General features: G+C 58.5%; 15 protein-coding genes, 1 tRNA gene and 1 pseudogene. 6 read left to right on the top strand and 11 right to left on the bottom strand.

Features of this window, described 5'->3' with window-relative positions; translation table 11 throughout:
* Positions 1 to 124 precede the first annotated feature (124 nt).
* From IVB18_RS21760 to IVB18_RS21735, 6 genes and pseudogenes are all read right to left on the bottom strand, one after another.
* Positions 125 to 844: an ABC transporter ATP-binding protein gene (locus tag IVB18_RS21760; RefSeq protein WP_247991005.1), complete on the bottom strand. Its 720-nt coding sequence runs from the start codon at positions 842 to 844 to the stop codon at positions 125 to 127.
* Positions 841 to 1,608, bottom strand: a complete 768-nt coding sequence (locus tag IVB18_RS21755) for an ABC transporter ATP-binding protein (RefSeq protein WP_247991004.1) — start codon at positions 1,606 to 1,608, stop codon at positions 841 to 843. Before IVB18_RS21755 ends, IVB18_RS21760 begins: the two co-directional genes overlap by 4 nt.
* Positions 1,598 to 2,569, bottom strand: a complete 972-nt coding sequence (locus tag IVB18_RS21750) for a branched-chain amino acid ABC transporter permease (protein WP_247991003.1) — start codon at positions 2,567 to 2,569, stop codon at positions 1,598 to 1,600. The genes IVB18_RS21755 and IVB18_RS21750 overlap by 11 nt, the downstream gene beginning before the upstream one ends.
* Positions 2,570 to 2,582: 13 nt before the next feature.
* Positions 2,583 to 3,446 carry a branched-chain amino acid ABC transporter permease gene (locus tag IVB18_RS21745; RefSeq protein ID WP_247991002.1) on the bottom strand — a complete coding sequence of 288 codons (864 nt, stop codon included), beginning with the start codon at positions 3,444 to 3,446 and terminating at the stop codon, positions 2,583 to 2,585.
* 66 nt (positions 3,447 to 3,512) lie between these two features.
* Positions 3,513 to 4,766 (bottom strand): ABC transporter substrate-binding protein, encoded by a 1,254-nt coding sequence (locus IVB18_RS21740; protein ID WP_247991001.1) that lies wholly within the window; start codon positions 4,764 to 4,766, stop codon positions 3,513 to 3,515.
* Between the two features lie 183 nt (positions 4,767 to 4,949).
* Positions 4,950 to 5,171 (bottom strand): annotated as a pseudogene (locus IVB18_RS21735) (DUF1428 family protein); the annotation flags it as partial.
* Positions 5,172 to 5,403: 232 nt separating this feature from the next.
* On the opposite strand from IVB18_RS21735, the gene IVB18_RS21730 reads away from it, so the two are divergent.
* Positions 5,404 to 5,477, top strand: a tRNA-Gln gene (locus tag IVB18_RS21730).
* A 93-nt stretch (positions 5,478 to 5,570) separates the two neighbouring features.
* Entirely contained in the window at positions 5,571 to 7,412 is a 1,842-nt protein-coding gene (locus IVB18_RS21725) for a DUF6538 domain-containing protein (protein ID WP_346732652.1), read from the top strand.
* 473 nt (positions 7,413 to 7,885) lie between these two features.
* On the opposite strand, the gene IVB18_RS21720 is transcribed toward IVB18_RS21725, so the two are convergent.
* The 5 genes from IVB18_RS21720 to IVB18_RS21700 all read right to left on the bottom strand — a co-directional run bounded on the left by IVB18_RS21720 (position 7,886) and on the right by IVB18_RS21700 (position 13,861).
* Entirely contained in the window at positions 7,886 to 9,274 is a 1,389-nt protein-coding gene (locus tag IVB18_RS21720) for a pre-toxin TG domain-containing protein (RefSeq protein ID WP_247990999.1), read from the bottom strand.
* A gap of 509 nt (positions 9,275 to 9,783) precedes the next feature.
* The gene (locus IVB18_RS21715) at positions 9,784 to 11,016 is read right to left on the bottom strand and encodes a hypothetical protein (protein WP_247990998.1); all 1,233 of its coding nucleotides are present in this window, start codon (positions 11,014 to 11,016) and stop codon (positions 9,784 to 9,786) included.
* A 3-nt stretch (positions 11,017 to 11,019) separates the two neighbouring features.
* Positions 11,020 to 11,964: a hypothetical protein gene (locus IVB18_RS21710; protein WP_247990997.1), complete on the bottom strand. Its 945-nt coding sequence runs from the start codon at positions 11,962 to 11,964 to the stop codon at positions 11,020 to 11,022.
* Between the two features lie 160 nt (positions 11,965 to 12,124).
* Positions 12,125 to 12,340 carry a hypothetical protein gene (locus IVB18_RS21705; RefSeq protein WP_247990996.1) on the bottom strand — a complete coding sequence of 72 codons (216 nt, stop codon included), beginning with the start codon at positions 12,338 to 12,340 and terminating at the stop codon, positions 12,125 to 12,127.
* Positions 12,341 to 12,943: 603 nt separating this feature from the next.
* Complete coding sequence (locus tag IVB18_RS21700) at positions 12,944 to 13,861, bottom strand: zincin-like metallopeptidase domain-containing protein (RefSeq protein WP_247990995.1); 918 nt, start codon at positions 13,859 to 13,861, stop codon at positions 12,944 to 12,946.
* Positions 13,862 to 14,436: 575 nt separating this feature from the next.
* On the opposite strand from IVB18_RS21700, the gene IVB18_RS21695 reads away from it, so the two are divergent.
* Genes IVB18_RS21695 through IVB18_RS21680 form a run of 4 tightly spaced genes read left to right on the top strand, consistent with a single transcriptional unit; the run spans position 14,437 to position 18,142 of the window.
* Positions 14,437 to 15,024: a hypothetical protein gene (locus IVB18_RS21695; RefSeq protein ID WP_247990994.1), complete on the top strand. Its 588-nt coding sequence runs from the start codon at positions 14,437 to 14,439 to the stop codon at positions 15,022 to 15,024.
* Complete coding sequence (locus IVB18_RS21690) at positions 15,024 to 16,373, top strand: 7-cyano-7-deazaguanine synthase (protein WP_247990993.1); 1,350 nt, start codon at positions 15,024 to 15,026, stop codon at positions 16,371 to 16,373. Before IVB18_RS21695 ends, IVB18_RS21690 begins: the two co-directional genes overlap by 1 nt.
* A gap of 4 nt (positions 16,374 to 16,377) precedes the next feature.
* Positions 16,378 to 17,532: an ImmA/IrrE family metallo-endopeptidase gene (locus tag IVB18_RS21685; RefSeq protein WP_247990992.1), complete on the top strand. Its 1,155-nt coding sequence runs from the start codon at positions 16,378 to 16,380 to the stop codon at positions 17,530 to 17,532.
* Positions 17,507 to 18,142 (top strand): hypothetical protein, encoded by a 636-nt coding sequence (locus IVB18_RS21680; RefSeq protein ID WP_247990991.1) that lies wholly within the window; start codon positions 17,507 to 17,509, stop codon positions 18,140 to 18,142. Before IVB18_RS21685 ends, IVB18_RS21680 begins: the two co-directional genes overlap by 26 nt.
* Positions 18,143 to 18,146 lie beyond the last annotated feature (4 nt).

Genomic DNA, 18,146 nt, shown 5'->3' with positions numbered 1-18,146 from the left:
TAGTAGAGTAGATGCGGATGATACAACCAGACCAGGACGCATACCGTCAACACTGTCAATGCGGTTTGCAACCGATGATCCCCCGCTTTTGGCAGCGGCGCGATCGGTTGCATGTATCGATCAATCACCCGACCCCGAGATAGGCCTTCTGCACCTGCGGATCCTCGGCCAGGGCCGCGGCCGTGCCCGACAGCACGCTCTTGCCGACCTGGAGCACGGTAGCGAAATCCGAGACTTCCAGCGCGAGCTCGATCGACTGCTCGGCGAGCAGGATGGTCAGCCCCTCGCGATGCAGGCGGCCGAAAGTTTCGTACATGGACTCGACCACCGCAGGCGCCAGGCCAAGTGACGGCTCGTCGAGCATCAGGAGTTTCGGGTCGCTCATCAGCGCGCGGCCGACCGCGAGCATCTGCCGCTCGCCGCCGGACATGGTGCCCGCGCGCTGGTTGCGGCGCTCCTTCAACCGCGGAAAGAACTCGTAGACGCGTTCGAGCAACGTGGCCTGGCGCGACTTGTCGTGCAGCGGCGTTGCGCCGAGCATGAGGTTGTTTTCGACACTCTGCTGCACGAACAGACGCCAGCCTTCCGGCGACAGCGCCAGCCCCTTGCGCACGATCGCAAACGCCTTCTGGCCGGCGATCTCCTCGCCGCGAAAGCTGATGGTGCCTGAATGCACCGGGATGAGCCCTGCGATCGCGTTCAGCGTCGTGGTCTTGCCGCCGCCGTTGGAGCCGAGCAGCGCAACGACACCGCCTTCGGGCACCTCCAGCGACACGTCGGAGACACCGATGAGGTCGCCGTAGCGCACCTCGAGATGCGCGATCCTGAGCAACGGCCCGCTCATAGGTCCGGCCCGCCCATCAGTTCGACCGGCGTGTGGCCGGCGGCCGCCTTGGCGGCGCGGGTGCCGAGATAGGCTGCGATCACGGCCGGGTTCGAGGTAACCTCGCGCGGTGACCCGCGCGCGATCTCCTTGCCCTGGTGGAACACCATCACGCGGCTTGCGAGCGACATGATCACTTCCATGATGTGCTCGACAATCACGAGCGTGATGCCGGAGCGGTGGATGTCGCGCACGAGGTCGATCGCGAGCTTCACCTCATGCGCGTTGAGACCGGCCATGGCCTCATCAAGCAGCAGCACCTTCGGTTCGGTCGCGAGCGCGCGGGCAATCTCCAGCCGCTTGCGGCCGGGCGTGCCGAGCGAGCGCGCCGGCGCATCCGCGAGCCTGCTCATGCCGACGCGCTCCAGCACGGCGCGCGCCTTGGTCTCGGCCTCTTTGCGATGCGCGGTGCGCAGGAAGGCGCCGATCATGACGTTCTCGAGCACCGTCATGCCTTCGAACGTCTGCGGCACCTGGAAGGTTCGTGCGAGCCCGAGCCCGGCGCGCAGCTCCGGCGTGAGATCGGTGATGTCGCGGCCCTCGAACAGCACGCGGCCCGAGCTGGTCTTGAGGTCGCCGGTGAGGCAATTGAAAAAGGTCGACTTGCCGGCGCCGTTCGGCCCGATCAGGCCGAGAATGTCGCCCTGCTCCAGCGTCACCGAGGCATCGTCCACCGCCTTGAAGCTGCCGAACGCCTTTGTGATCCTGCGTGCCTCAAGGAGCATGGCCTGCCCCCGTGTCGGTATTCGGCTTGCTGCGCCGCTTGAACAGGCTGAGAAGGCCGCCCGGCTGGAAGCGCGCGATCACCACGATGATCGCGCCGTAGAGCACGAAGGTGAGCCCTGCCCCCCTGCCACCGAGCCAGCTGTTGGAAATCTCCTCCAGCGGCACCAGGATCGCAGCACCCACCAGCGGCCCGAACAGCAGCCCTGCGCCGCCCAGTGCAGCCATGATCAGGATCTTCACGGAGATCAGGATACCGAGACCGGACTCGGGGTCGACGAACCCGAACATCATCGCATAGAGCGCGCCGGCAACGCTGGTCAGCGCCGCGCTGAGCATGAAGGCGTAGAGTTTTGTGCGGCTCGCAGGCGCGCCGAGCGAGCGCGCGGCGCGCTCGGAATCCTTGATCGCACGCAGGTAAAATCCCATCCGACTGTTGGTCATCCACCAGGTGATCAACAGCGTGATCGCGAGGATGACGAGGAAGAGATAGTAGTACGGCAGCGACGACAGGAACGAGAGATCGAAGATGTTGCGCGGCACGGTCGGACCGGAGAGTCCCACGGCCGCGCCGAGCCAGTCGGTGTTGGTGACGATCAGCCGCATCGTCTCGGCGACCGCGATCGTCGCCATGCTGAAATAATGGCCTGATAGCCGCAGCGTTGGCACGCCGATGATCGCGGCCAAGCCTACCGCCAGCACGATGCCGCCGGGGATGCCGAACAGCGGCGACAGGCCGAATTTTGCGTAGGACCCCATCGCAGCATAGGCGCCGCAGCCGAAGAACACGACGTGCCCGACCGAGACCTGGCCGGCGTAACCGCCGACGATGTTCCAGGCGGACGCCGCGATCGCATAGAGCAGCACCAGCGCGCCGAGGCGTTGCTGGAACGGCGATGACAACAGCAGCGGATAGGCGATCGCAATCGCCGCGACGACCGAGAGCCAGATCAAGCGCCGCATCACATCTTCCCCATCAGGACTTGCCCATCAGTCCTTGCGGCCGGAACCAGAGGAAGAGCAGGAACAGCACATAGACGACGATGTCCTTGTAGACCGCGCCGATCAGATAGCCGGAGAGCGACTCGATCACGCCGATCAGGAGGCCCGCGACGAGCGCCCCGGGCACGCTGCCGAAGCCGCCGAGCGAGACCGTGACGAAGGCGACGATGCTGAGCGTCTCGCCGACCGTCGGCACGATGTAGAAGAAGTTTGCGATCAGCGCACCGGCCAGCCCCGTCGCACCCGCCGCGATCGCCCAGGCGATCGCCTGCATGGTATCGGGCCGGATGCCCATGAGCTGAGCCGCGGTGGCATCCTCCGCCACCGCCAGCATTTTGGAGCCGAGCGAGGTGCGCGTCAGCAACAGGTGCAGGCCGAGCGTCACTAGCAGTGCGACCACGCCGGCCAGCAACCGCGAGGCCTCGATGCGCAGGCCCGCCACCGCAAAGGTGCCGCCGACGAAGTTTTGCGGCATCGACAGGAAGTTGGCGCCGAACCACCAGAACACGGAATAGCGCAGCAACAGCGCAAGGCCAAAGGTGCCGAGGATCTGCGCCAGCATCGGCCCCTTCATGATGTCACGGATCAAGGCGAAATAGACCACGATTCCGACGGTTGCGAGCACCAGCGTTGCCAGCGGCGCGCCGAGGATCGGTCCTCCGCCCATCAAGATGTACACGACATAGGCGACGTACATGCCGAGCATGACGAAATCGCCATGCGCGAAATTGACGATGTTCATCATGCCCCACACCAGCGTGAGGCCCGAGGAAAACAGGGCGTAGACGGCGCCAAGCAAAAGCCCGCCGACGATCACCTGCACGAGTACAAAGGACATGAGCTGCGTTGCTCTGATCAAAACATCTCGGGAATAGCGGGGCGCGCGCCCCGCCTTCAAAAAATCTCACCAGCCCTTGTAGGGCAGCACGGGGGCCTTCTCGGCATTGGCCTTCGGCCACACCGCCGTGTAATTCTCGCCATCCTGGAGCTGGATGATGAGGCCGGAGGCGAGAATATTCTGGCCCTTGTCGTCGAACTTCACGCCCTTGTAGCCCATCATCAATTGCTCGGGCTTCAGATCCGTCGCCTTCAGCGCCGCCTGGATCTTTGCCGGGTCGGTCGAGCCGGCACGATCGATCGCATCGGCCAGCACGAAGAAGCCCTGCATCTGGCGGCCAACGGTGTCGTCCATCTCCTCACCGCTTTTCTTCTTGTACATGTCGGCGATGATAGCGGACGGCGAGCCGGAGGGACCAACTGCCCATGACGAACGGTTGAAGACGCCTTGCGAGATCTTGCCGACAGCCTTGATGAAGGACGGATCGGAGTAGCCGGCGTCGTCGGCGAGCAGGATCGGCGGCTTGTAGTCGAGCGACTGCATGGTCTTGGCGAACAGGATCGCATCCGACGTGTAGCTGATCATGATGATGACGTCGGGCTTCTTCTCCTTCAGCTGGAGCACCTGGCCCTGCACGTCGGTCGCATTGACGGGATAGGCCACATCGATCGCGACCGGCTGGCCCTTCTCCTTGAAGGCTGTGCTGATGGTGTTGGCGACGGAGGTGCCGTATTCGGTGTTGTCGTGCACCAGCGCGATCGCATCGGTCTTGGCGCCCTGCGCCTTGATGTCGGCGAGGAAATCGACATAGGCCTTGGCGAAATCGGTCGCGATCGGCGTGGTGCGGAAGAACCATTTGAAGCCGCGCTCGGTGAGATTGGCGGCGACCGACTCCGAATTCAGATAGGGAATGCCATATTTCTCAGCGATGGCGCTCGAGGTCAGCGTGATACCGGACTGATAGGCGCCGAACACGGCCGCCACCTTATCTTCCGTGATCAGGCGCAGCGCCTGGTTCTGGCCCGTCGCCGGGTTGCCCTGGTTGTCGGCGAACACGGCCTCGATCTTGGCGCCGCCGAGGCCGCCAAGGCCTGCATTCTTCGCCAGCGGCAGACTACCGAGCTCGGGGTGGGCGTTGTTGATGATGTCCATGGCGACTTCGAGAGCCGCCTTGGCGTGCGCACCGATCGAGGCGGTGCCGCCGGACATCGGCAGGATAACGCCGATCTTGACGACCTTGTCCTGGGCCCGCGCGCCAGAAGCAAGCGCAAGGGACATAGCGGCCACGCAAAGCAGCCCGGTGACGTGCTTCAATGTCATGAAATCAGACCTCCCAAAGGGTTTCCCCAACCAAGATTTTTTGGAAAGCTCGGCGAGCGCGCCCGCTTCCGTTTGATTATGCCTGGCGACGAGAGGATGGCATGACAGTCCCGAGCCGGCAAGGTGAACGGATTGCCACGATGCAGCATAGGGAAGCAGCGACTACGCTGGCGCAAGGCGCGCTCAGCCCGCGACATCACGCGCCTGAAGCAGCGCCGTGAAGCCGCCATAGATCATGCGCTTGCCGTCGAACGGCATGCCGTCCAACTTCAGCCGCGGGTCCGCCATCACCTTCTTGTTGACGGCGTCGCGGGTCTCGCGGTCGCGGTAGACGATCCAGGAGAACACCACGAACTCGTCCTCCTTCGCCATCACCGCGCGCGGAAACGAGGTGAGCTCGCCATAACGACTTTCAGATGAGGCAAACCGTCGCGAGCGTGGCCCGGCGCGCCGCCCGCGATCCGGCCGCTAACGCGCGCCGATGTGGACCGCAAAACGCCTGTGCACCGCAGCGCTTGCCAGCCCACAGCCGAGCGGGTAGAAACCCCTCCACGCCTGAGCCGTGATTTGCGCGATAAGCGCCGTCGGCCACAGCCGAACAAATCAACAAGTCATTGAATTTGTTCGGCTATTCCGTTGGGGAATGGTGTAACGGTAGCACAACAGACTCTGACTCTGTTTGTCTAGGTTCGAATCCTAGTTCCCCAGCCAGGCTCGAATTTCCTCTCGCAGATCAAAGACTTCAAACCCGCAGCTTCTCGAAAAACCGCGGTGGTCCACAACAATGGTCCACATGGGGTTCGAATGGCGTCCGGTCGGTACCTGCGACGGCGTGGCTGTACATGGTTTTTTCGCTTCCGATGGCCTGCCGCGCTTGCCGCTTGCCATGTCTCGGGCGAGCTTATCGTGAGCCTGAAAACCCGCGACTACCGGTGCGCCCTGCACCGCGCCCGCGTTCTCAGGCTGGGCCTGGAGGGCCTAATGACCCGGTTTACCCCGTCCAAGACCAAAAGTGAGGCGGAGGGACTGGTCCGGCGATGGATCGACGCCGCCCTTTGGCGTCAAGAAGCCAAGCTGGCGGAAACCGATGGGTTTGCTTTCCTGGAGCCGGACGAGATCAAAACAATGGACCGGCAGGACGCCATCGAGCTCGACGGGCTGATGCGCTTTGGCGACCAGATGTTTGCCGGCGAGCAAAAGGCCAAAATCGCACGCGCGCTCGGTCCCGGCAGCCCCGGCTTCGATGCTTTCGACGGGATCGTGAGCGCCGTCGGCCGCGCCATAGACGTACCTGTCGATCGCGAAACCGCTGACGGCCGGTTCTACGCGCGAATGATATTGCGCGGCCACGCAACTCTGCTCGACGAAATGCGGGAGACCATCGCCAGCATCCCCAAACAGGTGCAAGGGTCGGTGGAACAACCGATCCTGCCGAATTTTCCGTTCTTCACGTATTGGGACGAATTCGTCGCCACCAAAAAGAGCGACCGCAAATGGAAGCGAGATACCGCGGGGGGCGCGGAAGCCTCGCCTCGCCTGTTCAAAGCGCTCATCGGCGATCTGCCATTTCCACAGATTGATGGCAGCGTTGTCGGCCGCTTCCGCCTCGAATATTTAAAGCTTCCCTTCGACCACTTTCACAGCAAGAAGTGGAACAAGTTGACGACCAAACAAGTGCTCGCGGCGGTACAGAAACTCGACGATGCGGCCAAAGCGAAACTTCGTCTGATCAGTACGACGAGCGCTAACAAGCACGTCATTAATTTTATCGAATATTGGGACCACCTGGCGCTGCATGCGAAAATCCCGCGCGGCCTGGACAATCCATTCCGCGGCCACTTCACGGCCAAGCCGCGCGGACGCGCCGCGCGTGATGAGCACCCGATGTGGCCGACGGAGCTTGATAAGGCGTTTTTCACTTCGCCTGTCTACGCCGGCTGCAAATCGATTTTCCGACGCGGCATGCCGGGTGATGAAATCCATCGCGATGCGCTGTTCTGGATTCCTCTCTTCGGCCGTACCATGGGCGTTCGTGAGGATGAAATCTGCGGGCGGTTGGTCGGCGACATCGAGTGGGTCGATACGGAAATTGGGCGGCTGCCGTTTTTGAAAATCCGCAACAGCAAAACGAGTTCTTCGAGTCGAGACGTACCATTGCACGAATTAGTCTTGCAATTGGGATTTCTTGAACACCGCTACTTTGGACGCTCGCCGGATGAACCGCTGTTTCCTGAGTTGATTGCGCAGGGCGTCGAGCCGCGGCGCAGCGGCGCGTTCAGCGGCCGATTTACCGAATACCGGAAGAAGACGAAGACTTATCGGCTGGGGGTTGATTTTCGTTCCTACCGCGGAGCCGTGGAAACTGCGCTTCGCAATTTTCCGGATGTGAACGCTGGCTGGGTCGATGAACTCATTGGCCACGACTCTCCGATTCGTCGCAGCGAAGGCGCCCGTTACACCAAATCGATTTTCATGGCCAACCTAAAGCGGACCATCGACAAGATCACCATTAGCGCCGATCTGTCGAAACTTTATTTTTCCGGTCAGCACGGCGTATGCGCGCCCGACACCGCGGAAGAAATCGTACGCTATACCACGCTTGCGGTGCGCGAGATGAATAAGAAAGCAGCCCGTCGCCGCCGCTGATCTTCCGCAGTGTTGCAGTCCGTAACGTTGAAAAGTGCAGCCTCACGCCAAGGGCCTCTCTAGAACGCTGTATAAGGCCCCAGACGTAAGTTTGAGCCTCTCGCAAGTATTGAGCATGATCATGGGATGTACTGGATTTGTCGCTACGGCTAAGGCTACACAGGGCTACAACAGACGACTCGCCCGGTTTTTTCCGATCCGGAAAGGCAAGCCCTCATGAAAGAAATTAATCAATCAGCCCAGCGACAATGCGGAGGTTGGCGGTCCCGGGCCGCCGCGCTTGCCTTGGACCTTGAAGGCTATGGGCTTCAAGAACCGGAAAGCGCGTGAGCCGCAGGCTTAGCGCGAGAGAAGTGGCGTATCAGCCGGAACGCGGCGACGGCAATCGCCAAGGCCGAGACCGGTAAAAGGGACACTCAAGCCGGCACATGCCGATTATCGAACTCCTCCCGTGAAGGGAGTTGCAAAAACTGTCATTGAATAAATCTAACGTTAGCCGGATCGAGCAATAGCTGCTTTCCTAGTCCCTGGGTCCACTGCAACCCTGGAATCGGCGGGCTATTCTTGGTGGCGTAACGATCAAACCCTGCAAAAGGCGCCGTTTTGGCGGATACCGAAAATTCATCGGCAATTTCATTCGCTGTGGATTCTAAAGCCAATGCCTCCTTTCTTACTTCGTACGTCCGCAACGCCTTCGAATAGAGCGTCTCTCCGTCTTTTCCTAGAACAAGGTCACCGGTTCCCAGTTTGCTCGGATGCATCAAGCTCTCACTGTAATAGTTGCCCAAACCGGGCGCTACTTCAGGACTGGCCCAAGCGAAAAGTTTGCTTCCCTTAGGTATCCTTTTGACTGCCACTTCTTCCGCAAAATCAATCCCTTTCAAATGCTTCGCAATTTTTTCACTGTTTCCGACAAAGCCGCGAACGTTGTTGTAATAACCCACCGCTGTGGCCTTCCGGGCCAGTAGCGTATCACCACTCACGCCGTAATGTTTGGCCTCTGCCGCTAACTTGCCGACATCACCCGTTAGAGTATCGACAGTTCGTCGGTAGGCAGCTTTCGCTTCGGGACTCCATGTCGTGAACGCTTGCAGAGCCTCATCAAAATTTCTTATTTCAGAACCAAGCACATTCTTCTGAAACAGCGCAAATTTGTTGATTTGCTGTTCTGACCAGCCCATCGCCTTTAGCTCGTCGACGATGTATTTGCTTCCATAGAGCGCTTCAAGCGCAGCCCTCGCTACGGTGGGATTCATCTCTCGAATCACGCCCGCCACTGCCTTAACGGCGTTTGCCAGACTCGAAGCAGCACCAAACGTCACAAGCGAAGTGGTGAAGATTGTTCCAGCCATAACCCGTTGCCATGTAGCCAACTCCTCGCCTGTGATGAAGTTTCGACCTGTTGCGAGTTCGTAGCCCGAACGAACAAATCCCGTCACTGGATCAAGCCCGACTAGGAGATCCGCCATCATAGTTCCGATGGATAATTGCGTCTCTGCGGTCGATATATCTTGGTCGTCCCAAGATTTTGATGCCGCCATGATCGCAGCATTGCCAAGATCTCTTACTTCCTGCTGCGTCGGATTCAATGGTTGAACCTGAGAGAGGCGTTTCCGGATGGGCTCCGCTCGACCCACAAATTTTGGGTCGGAAGTCTTGTAGCTAGAACGAATATCAGAATCAGATCCTAGTGGAAGCTTCGGACCATTCACAACTTGTGGCGGCGTTTCCAAAAGTGCTTTGACCGACGAAACGGCTATGCGCGCTTGTTCATAGGCATCAGCATAGGCGGTTTGCATTTCTTGCTGAGCCTGCGCCTGACCAGCTTGAGCAGCGTTAAAATTCTCCGTGGCGCGGCGCATTTCCGCCTCACGCGCTGGCGGCATTATCACTGTATTATAAAATCCCCTAAGAGCCGCTGCAGCCGCCGCAGCGGAGAGACCAGCTTGAGCCGCGTCGCCAAATTTTGGCCCGTTCGAGGAAGCTACCGGCGATCCTTTCACAGGCGGACTTGCCGAGGACGGGCCGGATGATTGCGAGCTAGGGGCGGCCCCAGGTTCAGGTTTTGCAATGGATTTCGTGGGCGGGACATAGCCGGGGGGCGCCGAACCGGGAACGACTTTCGGGGAGCCGACGTTTATCTCTAGCGGCTGCACCATGTGGACTGGTTGTCCATTTATGATCTCAACACCTTTGTAAATTCCCAACGTTGGGAGTCCGTTGCGGTCCGAAAAGTAGACCGGTTGACCTTCTCGCCCGCGAAACAAGTCCGTTTCGGTCTTTGGTACTAAATAGATGTTCCGCAAGGAATCGTCGAGCGCGTACGCGCTTTGAGCAAACAACGTGAGAGCAAGTATCGATCCAAGAAATTTCAGAGTTTTCTCCTATCCGCCGCAACAATCTTTGAATAAATACCAATGAATAAACGGTCTGCTCTGGAATACACCTGCTCCAAATTGGGATCCTTTGAGTCGAGACTGCTGCAATCGTTCAGCTGAAATTGCTTCATCAACTGCCGCATTTCGTGAATATTCGAGACTTTTTCATTTGGATAAGGCTGAAATCCATTCAGTGCTCTGGGCCGAAGAAATGGAATTGCCTGTAAAGTGAGTTTTCGCGCCGTAATCAAACAAATTTGTTTGAACAAGACGATCTGCGGAATTCCACCTTCGTCCAGTGCCTTTTTCATCAAGACACTTGCTGTCCAGGTGGCATAGGCTTTCAAACTCTGATTAATTTGAGTTTCAACGGCATCAACTTCCTTTTGATACTTGTTAACGAGGTCTTCCATTTCTTTTCTTGACGTTCCCACTGCCTTAAACAGTTCGTCCATTGATAGAGTTCTATTGCTGATGCTCAAGAGTTCGATGGTCAAATCAACCAGTCGACGATTTTCCGTCGCGTACTGAATTAGTGACTTCAAGCAATCGTCAATTTGGTTCATGGTCTCAAAGACGGTCTGAGGTCCGCAGCTTATTCTCAAATATTCGGCGCCCTTGAGTACGTTCGAGCTCGCCGTACTGACTCTTTGGCGAAGATCGTTAAAGCGAGCTTCGTCAGCGCGCATCATCTGTGATTCCATTTTCATCGACTCTTGATAGTTCTGAGCGACGCGAGTGTAGATCTCCATCAAACGCTTGGCGTGCTTGGCAGATTCGTTGGCGTCTGCGAGCTGTACAGCTACTACGACCGCAGCCACGACTATTCCAACAACTGGATTCACCAATGTCACAGCACCAACAACTGCGCCCGCAGCCGCAAAGCCTCTTTCCTTATCGGTTTGCGCTTTGCTGTAATCGTTGATGGCGATTCCAAGAGAGACCGCAAACAGGACCGCACCACCGACAGAAATCCCACCGCTCGCTCCACCTGCAGCACTATTCGCTCCACTCGTCGCAGCACCGGCAGCGGAGGTAGCGCCTGACGTTCCGACCTGTTGAGCCGTTTGGGCGGCTATCTTATCCAAATAACCTTTGACCAAGTGTTCTACGGCGGCTTTCGCGGCCGCTCTGCCAGCTTCTTCTAAAAGTTCCTCATCTCGGCTCTTTGCTAAAGCCGGAAAGCAAAGCGCAAAAATAATCAAACAGGAAAGTGACCGCCTCATTGGCTACTTATTCAATTCTGCGAGTTGAAGCTCTAGACTCTGCTTCTCCTTCAAACAACTTTCAAGATTCTGTTCTTGGGTTTGCTGAATGGATTGCAAGGCGCCTCGAAGCCCGGAAAGTTCCGTCAAAAATGTAACGACAGCAGCTGGGCTGCCTCCTTCGATCGCCTTCACGACGTAAGCGGCGGTCGTTTGATGCGAACCTTTGATCGAATCCGCTAATGTTTGGAGGACATCATCCCAAACATCCGCCGCTCTAGTATTCCTCTGTGTTTTTGACGATTGAACGAGGGTCACAAACATATGTAGGGCGGCGTCGGAATCCTGGACCGCCTTCGACGCCATATCCAGATTGTTCTGCAAGTGGCCGATGTATTCGAGCCTTGCTTTAGCAAAATCGATCAACAAGTCTTGCTGCTTTGAAACCGCTGGGTACTTTGCGATGATCTGCTTCCATCTGCGAATCTCGCGCTCTTTATCCTGCAGTTGGTTTTTTAAACCGTTGATCTTTTCGGTCTTGGCCTTCTGACTGCCCTCGCGCACGAGCCTTGATTTGTCTTCTTCCGTGTTGGCGCGATCGATGTCTCGCTTACGTCCGTGACCACCGAAGGTAATTAGGTCTTGGGACACATCGAGAGATCGAACCGTGTCCGCAACCGCCTTGTTGAACATATCTTGATATTGTTTAGCGGTCGGCACCTTAGGCGCTGGGGTTGTAGCTGGAGGAGCGGATTGCTTCGGTAGCGGTTGCTGCGGATTTATCGGACCACTCCCTCCTGCGGGTAAGTCCGGTGTTTTTTGGGGCGGCGCTGGGGCTGGCAACGCTGAGTCGTCGCCGGTAATTATCGTGTGGGGCTGGGTAAAGGTTTTGAACATATCCTTGCCGACGGCCGGGCTGGAGATAAGAAATAGCAAAACGGTAGCCACTGACAAATTGCGCTTGGTCATCGGGGTTACTCCCAACCTCAGAATCGAATTGTTCCAAAGAACCATTTTGAATAGCAAGGCTTTTGTAACACAATCTACCTGGAGATGCACTAAATTGGCCCGTCGCAGCAATCCTCCGGTTCATAGCACGTGGGGCCGCCCGAAGGCGGCCCCAGAACGATTAGGCCGCTTCGCCTGCCGGCGCGTCGGCCTCTTCGACCTTCGGCTTGCGAATGACGATCTCCGCGCCGTTAAGCGGGAGGTAATCGAGCTTCACATTGAAGCCCCAACCGTCGCTGTGCACCCAGGCTGCTCCTATCGGCTGCCAGAAACTGCGCTCACCGTTCTTGGTCACGGCGTAAACCCGGTGGCTCGGGCGGTTGGTTGGGCTGCTCATTTGATGTTCCTTCGTACTTGGTTTGAAAGCCATGCACCTTGCGCGGCTTCGTGGGGCACACAGGCCCGCGCGGAAAAGCGGCGCGTTCAAAGGCTGCACGCAGGGCACCGCGAAGCGGCGCGGAGTTGGCAGGGAGCCGAAGGCGACTGAAACGAGCGGCCTTGAAGGCGAAGCGCGCGCGGGTATAAACCCATAAATTCAAAGCCGCTGGTACTGGCTTTCTGATCGAAAGGAACATCAAGGAAATGAGCGACCGACGCCCTTAACCGCCGCCGAAAACCTGGGAAGCGCGCTGAAGCGCCTGGCATTGCGATTAACGGGGTGTGCTCAGGGAGCGGCAACAAGTGTGGAAATCATGCAACGATTATCCCTCGCTTTCTCGGCGCGCAGGCGTAGCGGCAAAAAAGGTCGGCTCAGCATAGCGGCCGGCTGCAGTCCGCTCGGTCGCAGGACGGCAATCGTCTTTTAGCTCGAACAGAGCGAGTTGCCGAGGCTGGGCGGCTTGAATTGCCTCAAGCTGTTGCCGCCGAAGTTCGCAGAGGCGTTGCCAGCTAGATGCATGGCCCAAGGACAATGTCAGGCTTTGCCATGATGCGTCTCCGCTCAGGCCGCGTCGGCCTGAGCGGAGATGGCTTCCTGCGAAGAAGGCTTCTGCAAGCCGTTCAGGAAATCCGTCGCGCGCTGGGCGTGGGATGCGGCGGTGAAGATCGCCCGTTTGTCGTTCTTCAGAACCTTGATCCATGACGCGATATAGGCGGCGTGATCCTCCCGAACCTCGGGGGTCAATTCGAGGTCGGCGGAAAGGAACGCTGAACCAAGCTCAGCGACAAGCTCTTCCATCGCGTAACCCTCGTCGCCGAATCGCTTGCGTCCGAATTCGCGATTGAGGCGAGAGCCGTGACGAGTCCAATGGATCGTCTCGTGAGCGCGCACGGCGTAGTAGCTCTCGGCATCATGGAAAAAATCGATACAGGGCATATGGATGTTGTCGGTGGAAGGGACGTAACAAGCGCGGCTGCCGCCGTGAATGACATTCGCACCAGTCGCGGCGAAAAAGTCTTCGGCATGCCCAATGCGCTGCACGGGGTCGGTGAGAGCTTCCGGTTTTCCGTAGTAATGCTCGGGCAACCCTTCGATCTGCTCGACGTTAAAGACGGTGTAACCCTTCATGAAGGGGATCGCGTGCTCGCTCTCCTCGCCGGTAGCCTGATCTGTCTCGGTGCGGATGATCTTGTCTGCGTAAACGACCAGACTGCCTTGCTCGCCCTTGCGGACGTAGGCTTTCAATTCCAGCGCCTGCTTGAAAGTCATCCAGATCGGAGCGGCGTAGCCCTTCTCGATGGCTGCCGACCACAGCGTCAGAACATTGATACCCTGATAAGGGACTCCATTCCCCCGCAGCGGTCGCGTGATGCGTCCGGCGGTGTGCTCTGCTTTCCACGGCTGGTGCCAGGGCCTAACCCCTTTCTCTAATTCGGAAACGATCTGATTGGTAATCCTTTCATAAACATCGGTTCTCATCTTCTGCTCCTAGTTTGCCGGTTGCGCATGCAACCGGAACTAGGCGAGCGCCGATGAGCGGGGGTTGGCCGTCACAGGCCGGAAAACGAGCGGGGTGGTGCGGGCCGGAGCCCCCTCTTCCTTGGGGCGACTACACGGCCCGCCGGTTTCCGCCCCCCATTCTTCATGGGGGCTTGGCCTTAATGGCCTGGGGGCCGCAGGCCCCGACTTCAAATAAAAAAATTCAGCCGAACGGCTGGCACTGACAAAAACGAAAACAAAAATGCAGCCGCAGGAGCGTCAGCATAGCGACGACGAAGCCGTGACGCGGGACCGACTGCTATCCTGAGACCGGTTAAAAAGGCAGTCGCAGGAGCTTCAGCATAGCGCCGCCCGCGGCGGGAAGCGGGATCGAGTCCCTCCGGCGAAGGGTTCAGAATCCTCTTGCGCGAAGGATTGTTACCGAATGGTCGAGAGCCGACATATGGCTGCGATTCGGCCTTTGTAAGTGTGCCAGACAGACAAATTTGTACAATGTCTGACAGATGATTCATCTTTTATTTGACATTGTACGATTTTCGTGCCCAAGATGAGGCATGCGTGACGACATCCACAGAAGCGTCCCCCGTCCTGCTAAGGTTCAGCAGTGGGTCAAGTGCGCTCTTCGCGAGGCCGACCGCGTAACCGGACGCTCGGTTGAGGCCCTGGCCGTCGCGATGGATGACGCTTGCAAGCGCGAAATATCCGCTGGTTTTCTGAATGGCATAAAGGCGCATCTACAGGGCCTTCCTGATTTGTTTGGCCCCCTGGATGGCGTCGCTCATCCGCGCGACGTCGGCGGCAGCGGCGGCCAGCTGGAAGTCGACATGCTGTCCTGCGTCCAGCGTCGTGTCGCTGAAGGTCAAGCACTGCGGGATGCGATTACGCAGGGATTTGGCGAAGCTTTATCTGCCCGGAACGACGCCGACATTCGGGCCGCTGAGCCGGTATTGCTCGGCTCTGACGACCCTCGCGCGCGCAGTGGCATCAGCCAAATGCGCAAAGACGCCGCATCGATCGATTGTCTCAGCCGCGCCGAGTCGCTACTTGAGCTTCAGCCGGGCGCCAGTGTTGCCCGGCCCGCGCATCGTCTTTCCGCAGACGAAGATTTGCTTGGCGGCACGTTCCGCAATGGTGGCGTCTAATGTCAAACGCGGCGCGGATTGTCGTTAGACCCAGTATCGCCTCCCCGGAAATTTCGACCAGCGCTACACAGTGCGTTGTCGGAAAGGACATCAAACTCAATCCACAGCACCTGCAGGATTACAGCGCCACCCTTCTATTACCCGTCGAGCAGGATCTGGTTATTGTCGCCGGAGCCGTCGCCTACGCGGACAGGATCACTCGCCGGAACCGGTCCTCCGGCTGGAAGCGGACGATCGAGCTCACGCTGCCCGTCAGCGACCCTAGCCGATGGGCCGACCGCAGGGTAAGCGCGCCCCTCACGGACGCGCTCAGCTTTGTGACGGGCGATGATTGGGACTTTACCTTCGTGCCCGGCGCTGAAGTTCTGACCATCCCGCAATCCAGCTTCAACTTTCTCGAACGCGAATACGTCGTTGTGCCATTCAGTGACGGGCTCGACAGTTTCCTGCAATGGCAGATTCTGTCTTCGCAGGCCGGTGGACCGTCGCCCCTGCGCATTCAAACGTCGTCCCGCGCTATTGACGAACGCCGCAACCGCGACATTGACGCGGCGGGACACCATCAACCCCCGCGGCTCAACCTGCCGGTTTCGTTCGCCGTAGGCACGCATCCCGAAATATCATTCAGAACGCGCACTTTCCTATTCTTCAGCATGGCGGCGCTTGCCGCCAGGAAAATTCGCACTCCCCGGATTGTTGTGGGCGAGAATGGCGTTGGCGCGCTAGGTCCCAGTCTCCTCCCGTACGCGGACGAATGTCCTCACCGCACCACGCACCCCGGCTTTACGCGCCGCCTGGCCGCCTTCGTGAACGGCTTGCTCGGCGGCAACATACGGTTCGATCATCCGCAGCAGTTCCGTACAAAGGGCCAGGTGCTCATTGAAGCCATAAAATCCAACATCGCCGATGGATTTGAGCAAACCCGGTCTTGTGTCAGGGGTTCGCGCGATCGCCTGGGCGGTTTCCACTGCGGCGTATGCAGCGGTTGTCTTCTGCGGCGCACGACCTTTTATGCGGCTGGGATCGAGAACGGCACATACTTTTGGGACGATCTGTCCGGCATTTCGCTGGATAGTTGCCGCAGCGATTCCTCTGGTCGTCAGGCAACGCCGAACGATGAGGGGATTGCGCATCATGCAGCCCACGGCATGACCGCGCTGGCGGCACTCGCTGAACGGAGCGCTGGTGATCCTGTCTTCCGCCGCGCGGCGTGGGACATCGCAAACGACGTCACCGGCACGACAGCAACCGCCATACATAGCCTGACGCTGGCCCATGCCGCCGAATGGTCGGCTTTTCGCGAGTCGTACGGAACTGGCGGCTTCTTGAACCACTTAGTCAGAGAATAAAACCATGTCACGTCTTGAAGAAATGTCCGCGCTCGAAATGGGCGAGCGATTAAAAACGGCTCGGAATTCTGCTGGAAAGACGCAGGACGACGCCGCCAACGCCATTGGCGTCTCTCGTCAAACCTTGATTTCGATTGAGAAGGGCGGGCGAAAGGTGAAGCCCGAAGAGCTGGAGCAGCTCGCGCATTTCTATGGCAGCTCCGTAAATCGGTTTGTTGCAAGGGATGCCGTCCATATCGATTTAAACGCCCGCTTTCGACGACAAGGTTCAGAGAAACAAGAAACGATCTCCGCTATCAACACGCTCAATAAACTTGCCGCGTCCACCGTCGAATTGGAACGCATGCTCGGCATTGAATTCTCTCCAAGTTACCCTCCTGAACAACGGATCCTGCCCGGCTCTATAGAACGACAGGCCGAAGAAGCAGCAATGGCTCTTCGGCACCGGTTGGGCGTAGGGCTTTCCCCTATATCCGACATTGTCTCACTTCTTGAGCAGGAACTCGGCATACGCGTTTTCATCAGGCCCCTTCCATCAGAAATATCCGGTCTTTTCGGTTACGATCCCATCGTCGGCGCGTGCATGGTTTTGAACGCACGACATCCCTGGGAACGCCGCGCACTAACCGCTGCTCACGAAACGGGCCACTTTGTCGGCAGCCGTTCGTTCGTTGATATTGTGGAGTTGGATGAAAATGCAACGACCGCGGACGAGCGCTTTGCGACGGCATTCTCGCTCGCGTTCCTGATGCCGCCAGCCGCGGTCAGGCGTAAGTTTCAGGAAACGATCGAATCCGACCGCCGCTTTACGCCGCGCCATCTCATTCTAATGTCCCACATGTTCCACGTTTCGCCCGAGGCCATGTGCAGACAATTAGAACGTCTTGAACTTGTGCCGCAGGGGACGTTTGATAGCTTGCGTGAGCGTGGCTTCAACCGCGAATTTGTCCGTGGTGTGATCGGCGACGTCGCGCCGGCCTCTCCCAACTTGCCCCATAACCCCAGGCTCGCTCAACTCGCGTCTTCCGCCTATCGCCGGGGGCTTTTGTCCGAGGGGCAGCTGGCACGCATGCTGGACATGGACAGGGTAGAAGTCAGGCACCTTCTCGATGCTTTTGGGGGAGGTGAAGGCGATGAATTCGCGATCTCCCTCAATTGAACTGCCGTTGGGCTGCTGGCTGGTTCTGGATGCAAGCGCACTAATCAACCTGCTCGGAACAGGGATAGCCGGAGAACTGGTCAAAGCCGCAAATCGACGCATGCTCGTTGAGGACTATGCTTTTGAGGAGCTGCGCCGACATCCTCTTCCCGAACAGGATATTCAGTCCGAAATTGCCGCACTGCTGGATTCTCGATTGCTGCAACGCGTCCGGATGGACGATGGCGCGCGCGCCTTGTTTCGTGAACTGACGGATGGCGACCTAACGGCGGGGCTCGACGACGGCGAAGCCGCAACCATAGCCTATGCGATGAGTCACGCGGCAGCGATTCCAGTGATCGATGAGAAAAAAGCCAGCACCGTCTTCGTACAACGATGGGCTTCCCGAACGATCGTAGACACGGTCACCCTTCTCGGCCTGCCCTGCATTATAGCCGCGTTCAGCGAAGAGCAATATGCTTCAGCCATTCATTCGGCGCTTCGATACGCGCGCATGCGCGTCCCGAAGGCTGCAAGACCTTGGGTTAGAGCACTGCTTGGAGATGAACGGGCGGCGCAATGCCCATCGCTGGGGCAGGCCGGGTTTATGAATACACCGGGAGGCAAGTGATGAG

The organism is Bradyrhizobium sp. 186 (assembly GCF_023101685.1).
Taxonomy (GTDB): Bacteria; Pseudomonadota; Alphaproteobacteria; order Rhizobiales; family Xanthobacteraceae; genus Bradyrhizobium.
The sequence above is the reverse complement of the archived record's forward strand: the minus strand, read 5'-3'. Positions and strand labels throughout refer to the sequence as shown.

What these genes read in the sequence shown, in the direction of transcription:
- IVB18_RS21705 (WP_247990996.1), bottom strand. Translation starts at nt 12,340, where the DNA reads ATGAGCAGCCCAACCAACCGCCCGAGCCACCGGGTTTACGCCGTGACC.
- IVB18_RS21715 (WP_247990998.1), bottom strand. Translation starts at nt 11,016, where the DNA reads ATGAGGCGGTCACTTTCCTGTTTGATTATTTTTGCGCTTTGCTTTCCG.
- IVB18_RS21690 (WP_247990993.1), top strand. Translation starts at nt 15,024, where the DNA reads ATGTCAAACGCGGCGCGGATTGTCGTTAGACCCAGTATCGCCTCCCCG.
- IVB18_RS21710 (WP_247990997.1), bottom strand. Translation starts at nt 11,964, where the DNA reads ATGACCAAGCGCAATTTGTCAGTGGCTACCGTTTTGCTATTTCTTATC.
- IVB18_RS21760 (WP_247991005.1), bottom strand. Translation starts at nt 844, where the DNA reads ATGAGCGGGCCGTTGCTCAGGATCGCGCATCTCGAGGTGCGCTACGGC.
- IVB18_RS21755 (WP_247991004.1), bottom strand. Translation starts at nt 1,608, where the DNA reads ATGCTCCTTGAGGCACGCAGGATCACAAAGGCGTTCGGCAGCTTCAAG.
- IVB18_RS21725 (WP_346732652.1), top strand. Translation starts at nt 5,571, where the DNA reads ATGGCGTCCGGTCGGTACCTGCGACGGCGTGGCTGTACATGGTTTTTT.
- IVB18_RS21685 (WP_247990992.1), top strand. Translation starts at nt 16,378, where the DNA reads ATGTCACGTCTTGAAGAAATGTCCGCGCTCGAAATGGGCGAGCGATTA.
- IVB18_RS21680 (WP_247990991.1), top strand. Translation starts at nt 17,507, where the DNA reads ATGAATTCGCGATCTCCCTCAATTGAACTGCCGTTGGGCTGCTGGCTG.
- IVB18_RS21750 (WP_247991003.1), bottom strand. Translation starts at nt 2,569, where the DNA reads ATGCGGCGCTTGATCTGGCTCTCGGTCGTCGCGGCGATTGCGATCGCC.
- IVB18_RS21740 (WP_247991001.1), bottom strand. Translation starts at nt 4,766, where the DNA reads ATGACATTGAAGCACGTCACCGGGCTGCTTTGCGTGGCCGCTATGTCC.
- IVB18_RS21720 (WP_247990999.1), bottom strand. Translation starts at nt 9,274, where the DNA reads ATGCGCCGCGCCACGGAGAATTTTAACGCTGCTCAAGCTGGTCAGGCG.
- IVB18_RS21745 (WP_247991002.1), bottom strand. Translation starts at nt 3,446, where the DNA reads ATGTCCTTTGTACTCGTGCAGGTGATCGTCGGCGGGCTTTTGCTTGGC.
- IVB18_RS21695 (WP_247990994.1), top strand. Translation starts at nt 14,437, where the DNA reads ATGCGTGACGACATCCACAGAAGCGTCCCCCGTCCTGCTAAGGTTCAG.
- IVB18_RS21700 (WP_247990995.1), bottom strand. Translation starts at nt 13,861, where the DNA reads ATGAGAACCGATGTTTATGAAAGGATTACCAATCAGATCGTTTCCGAA.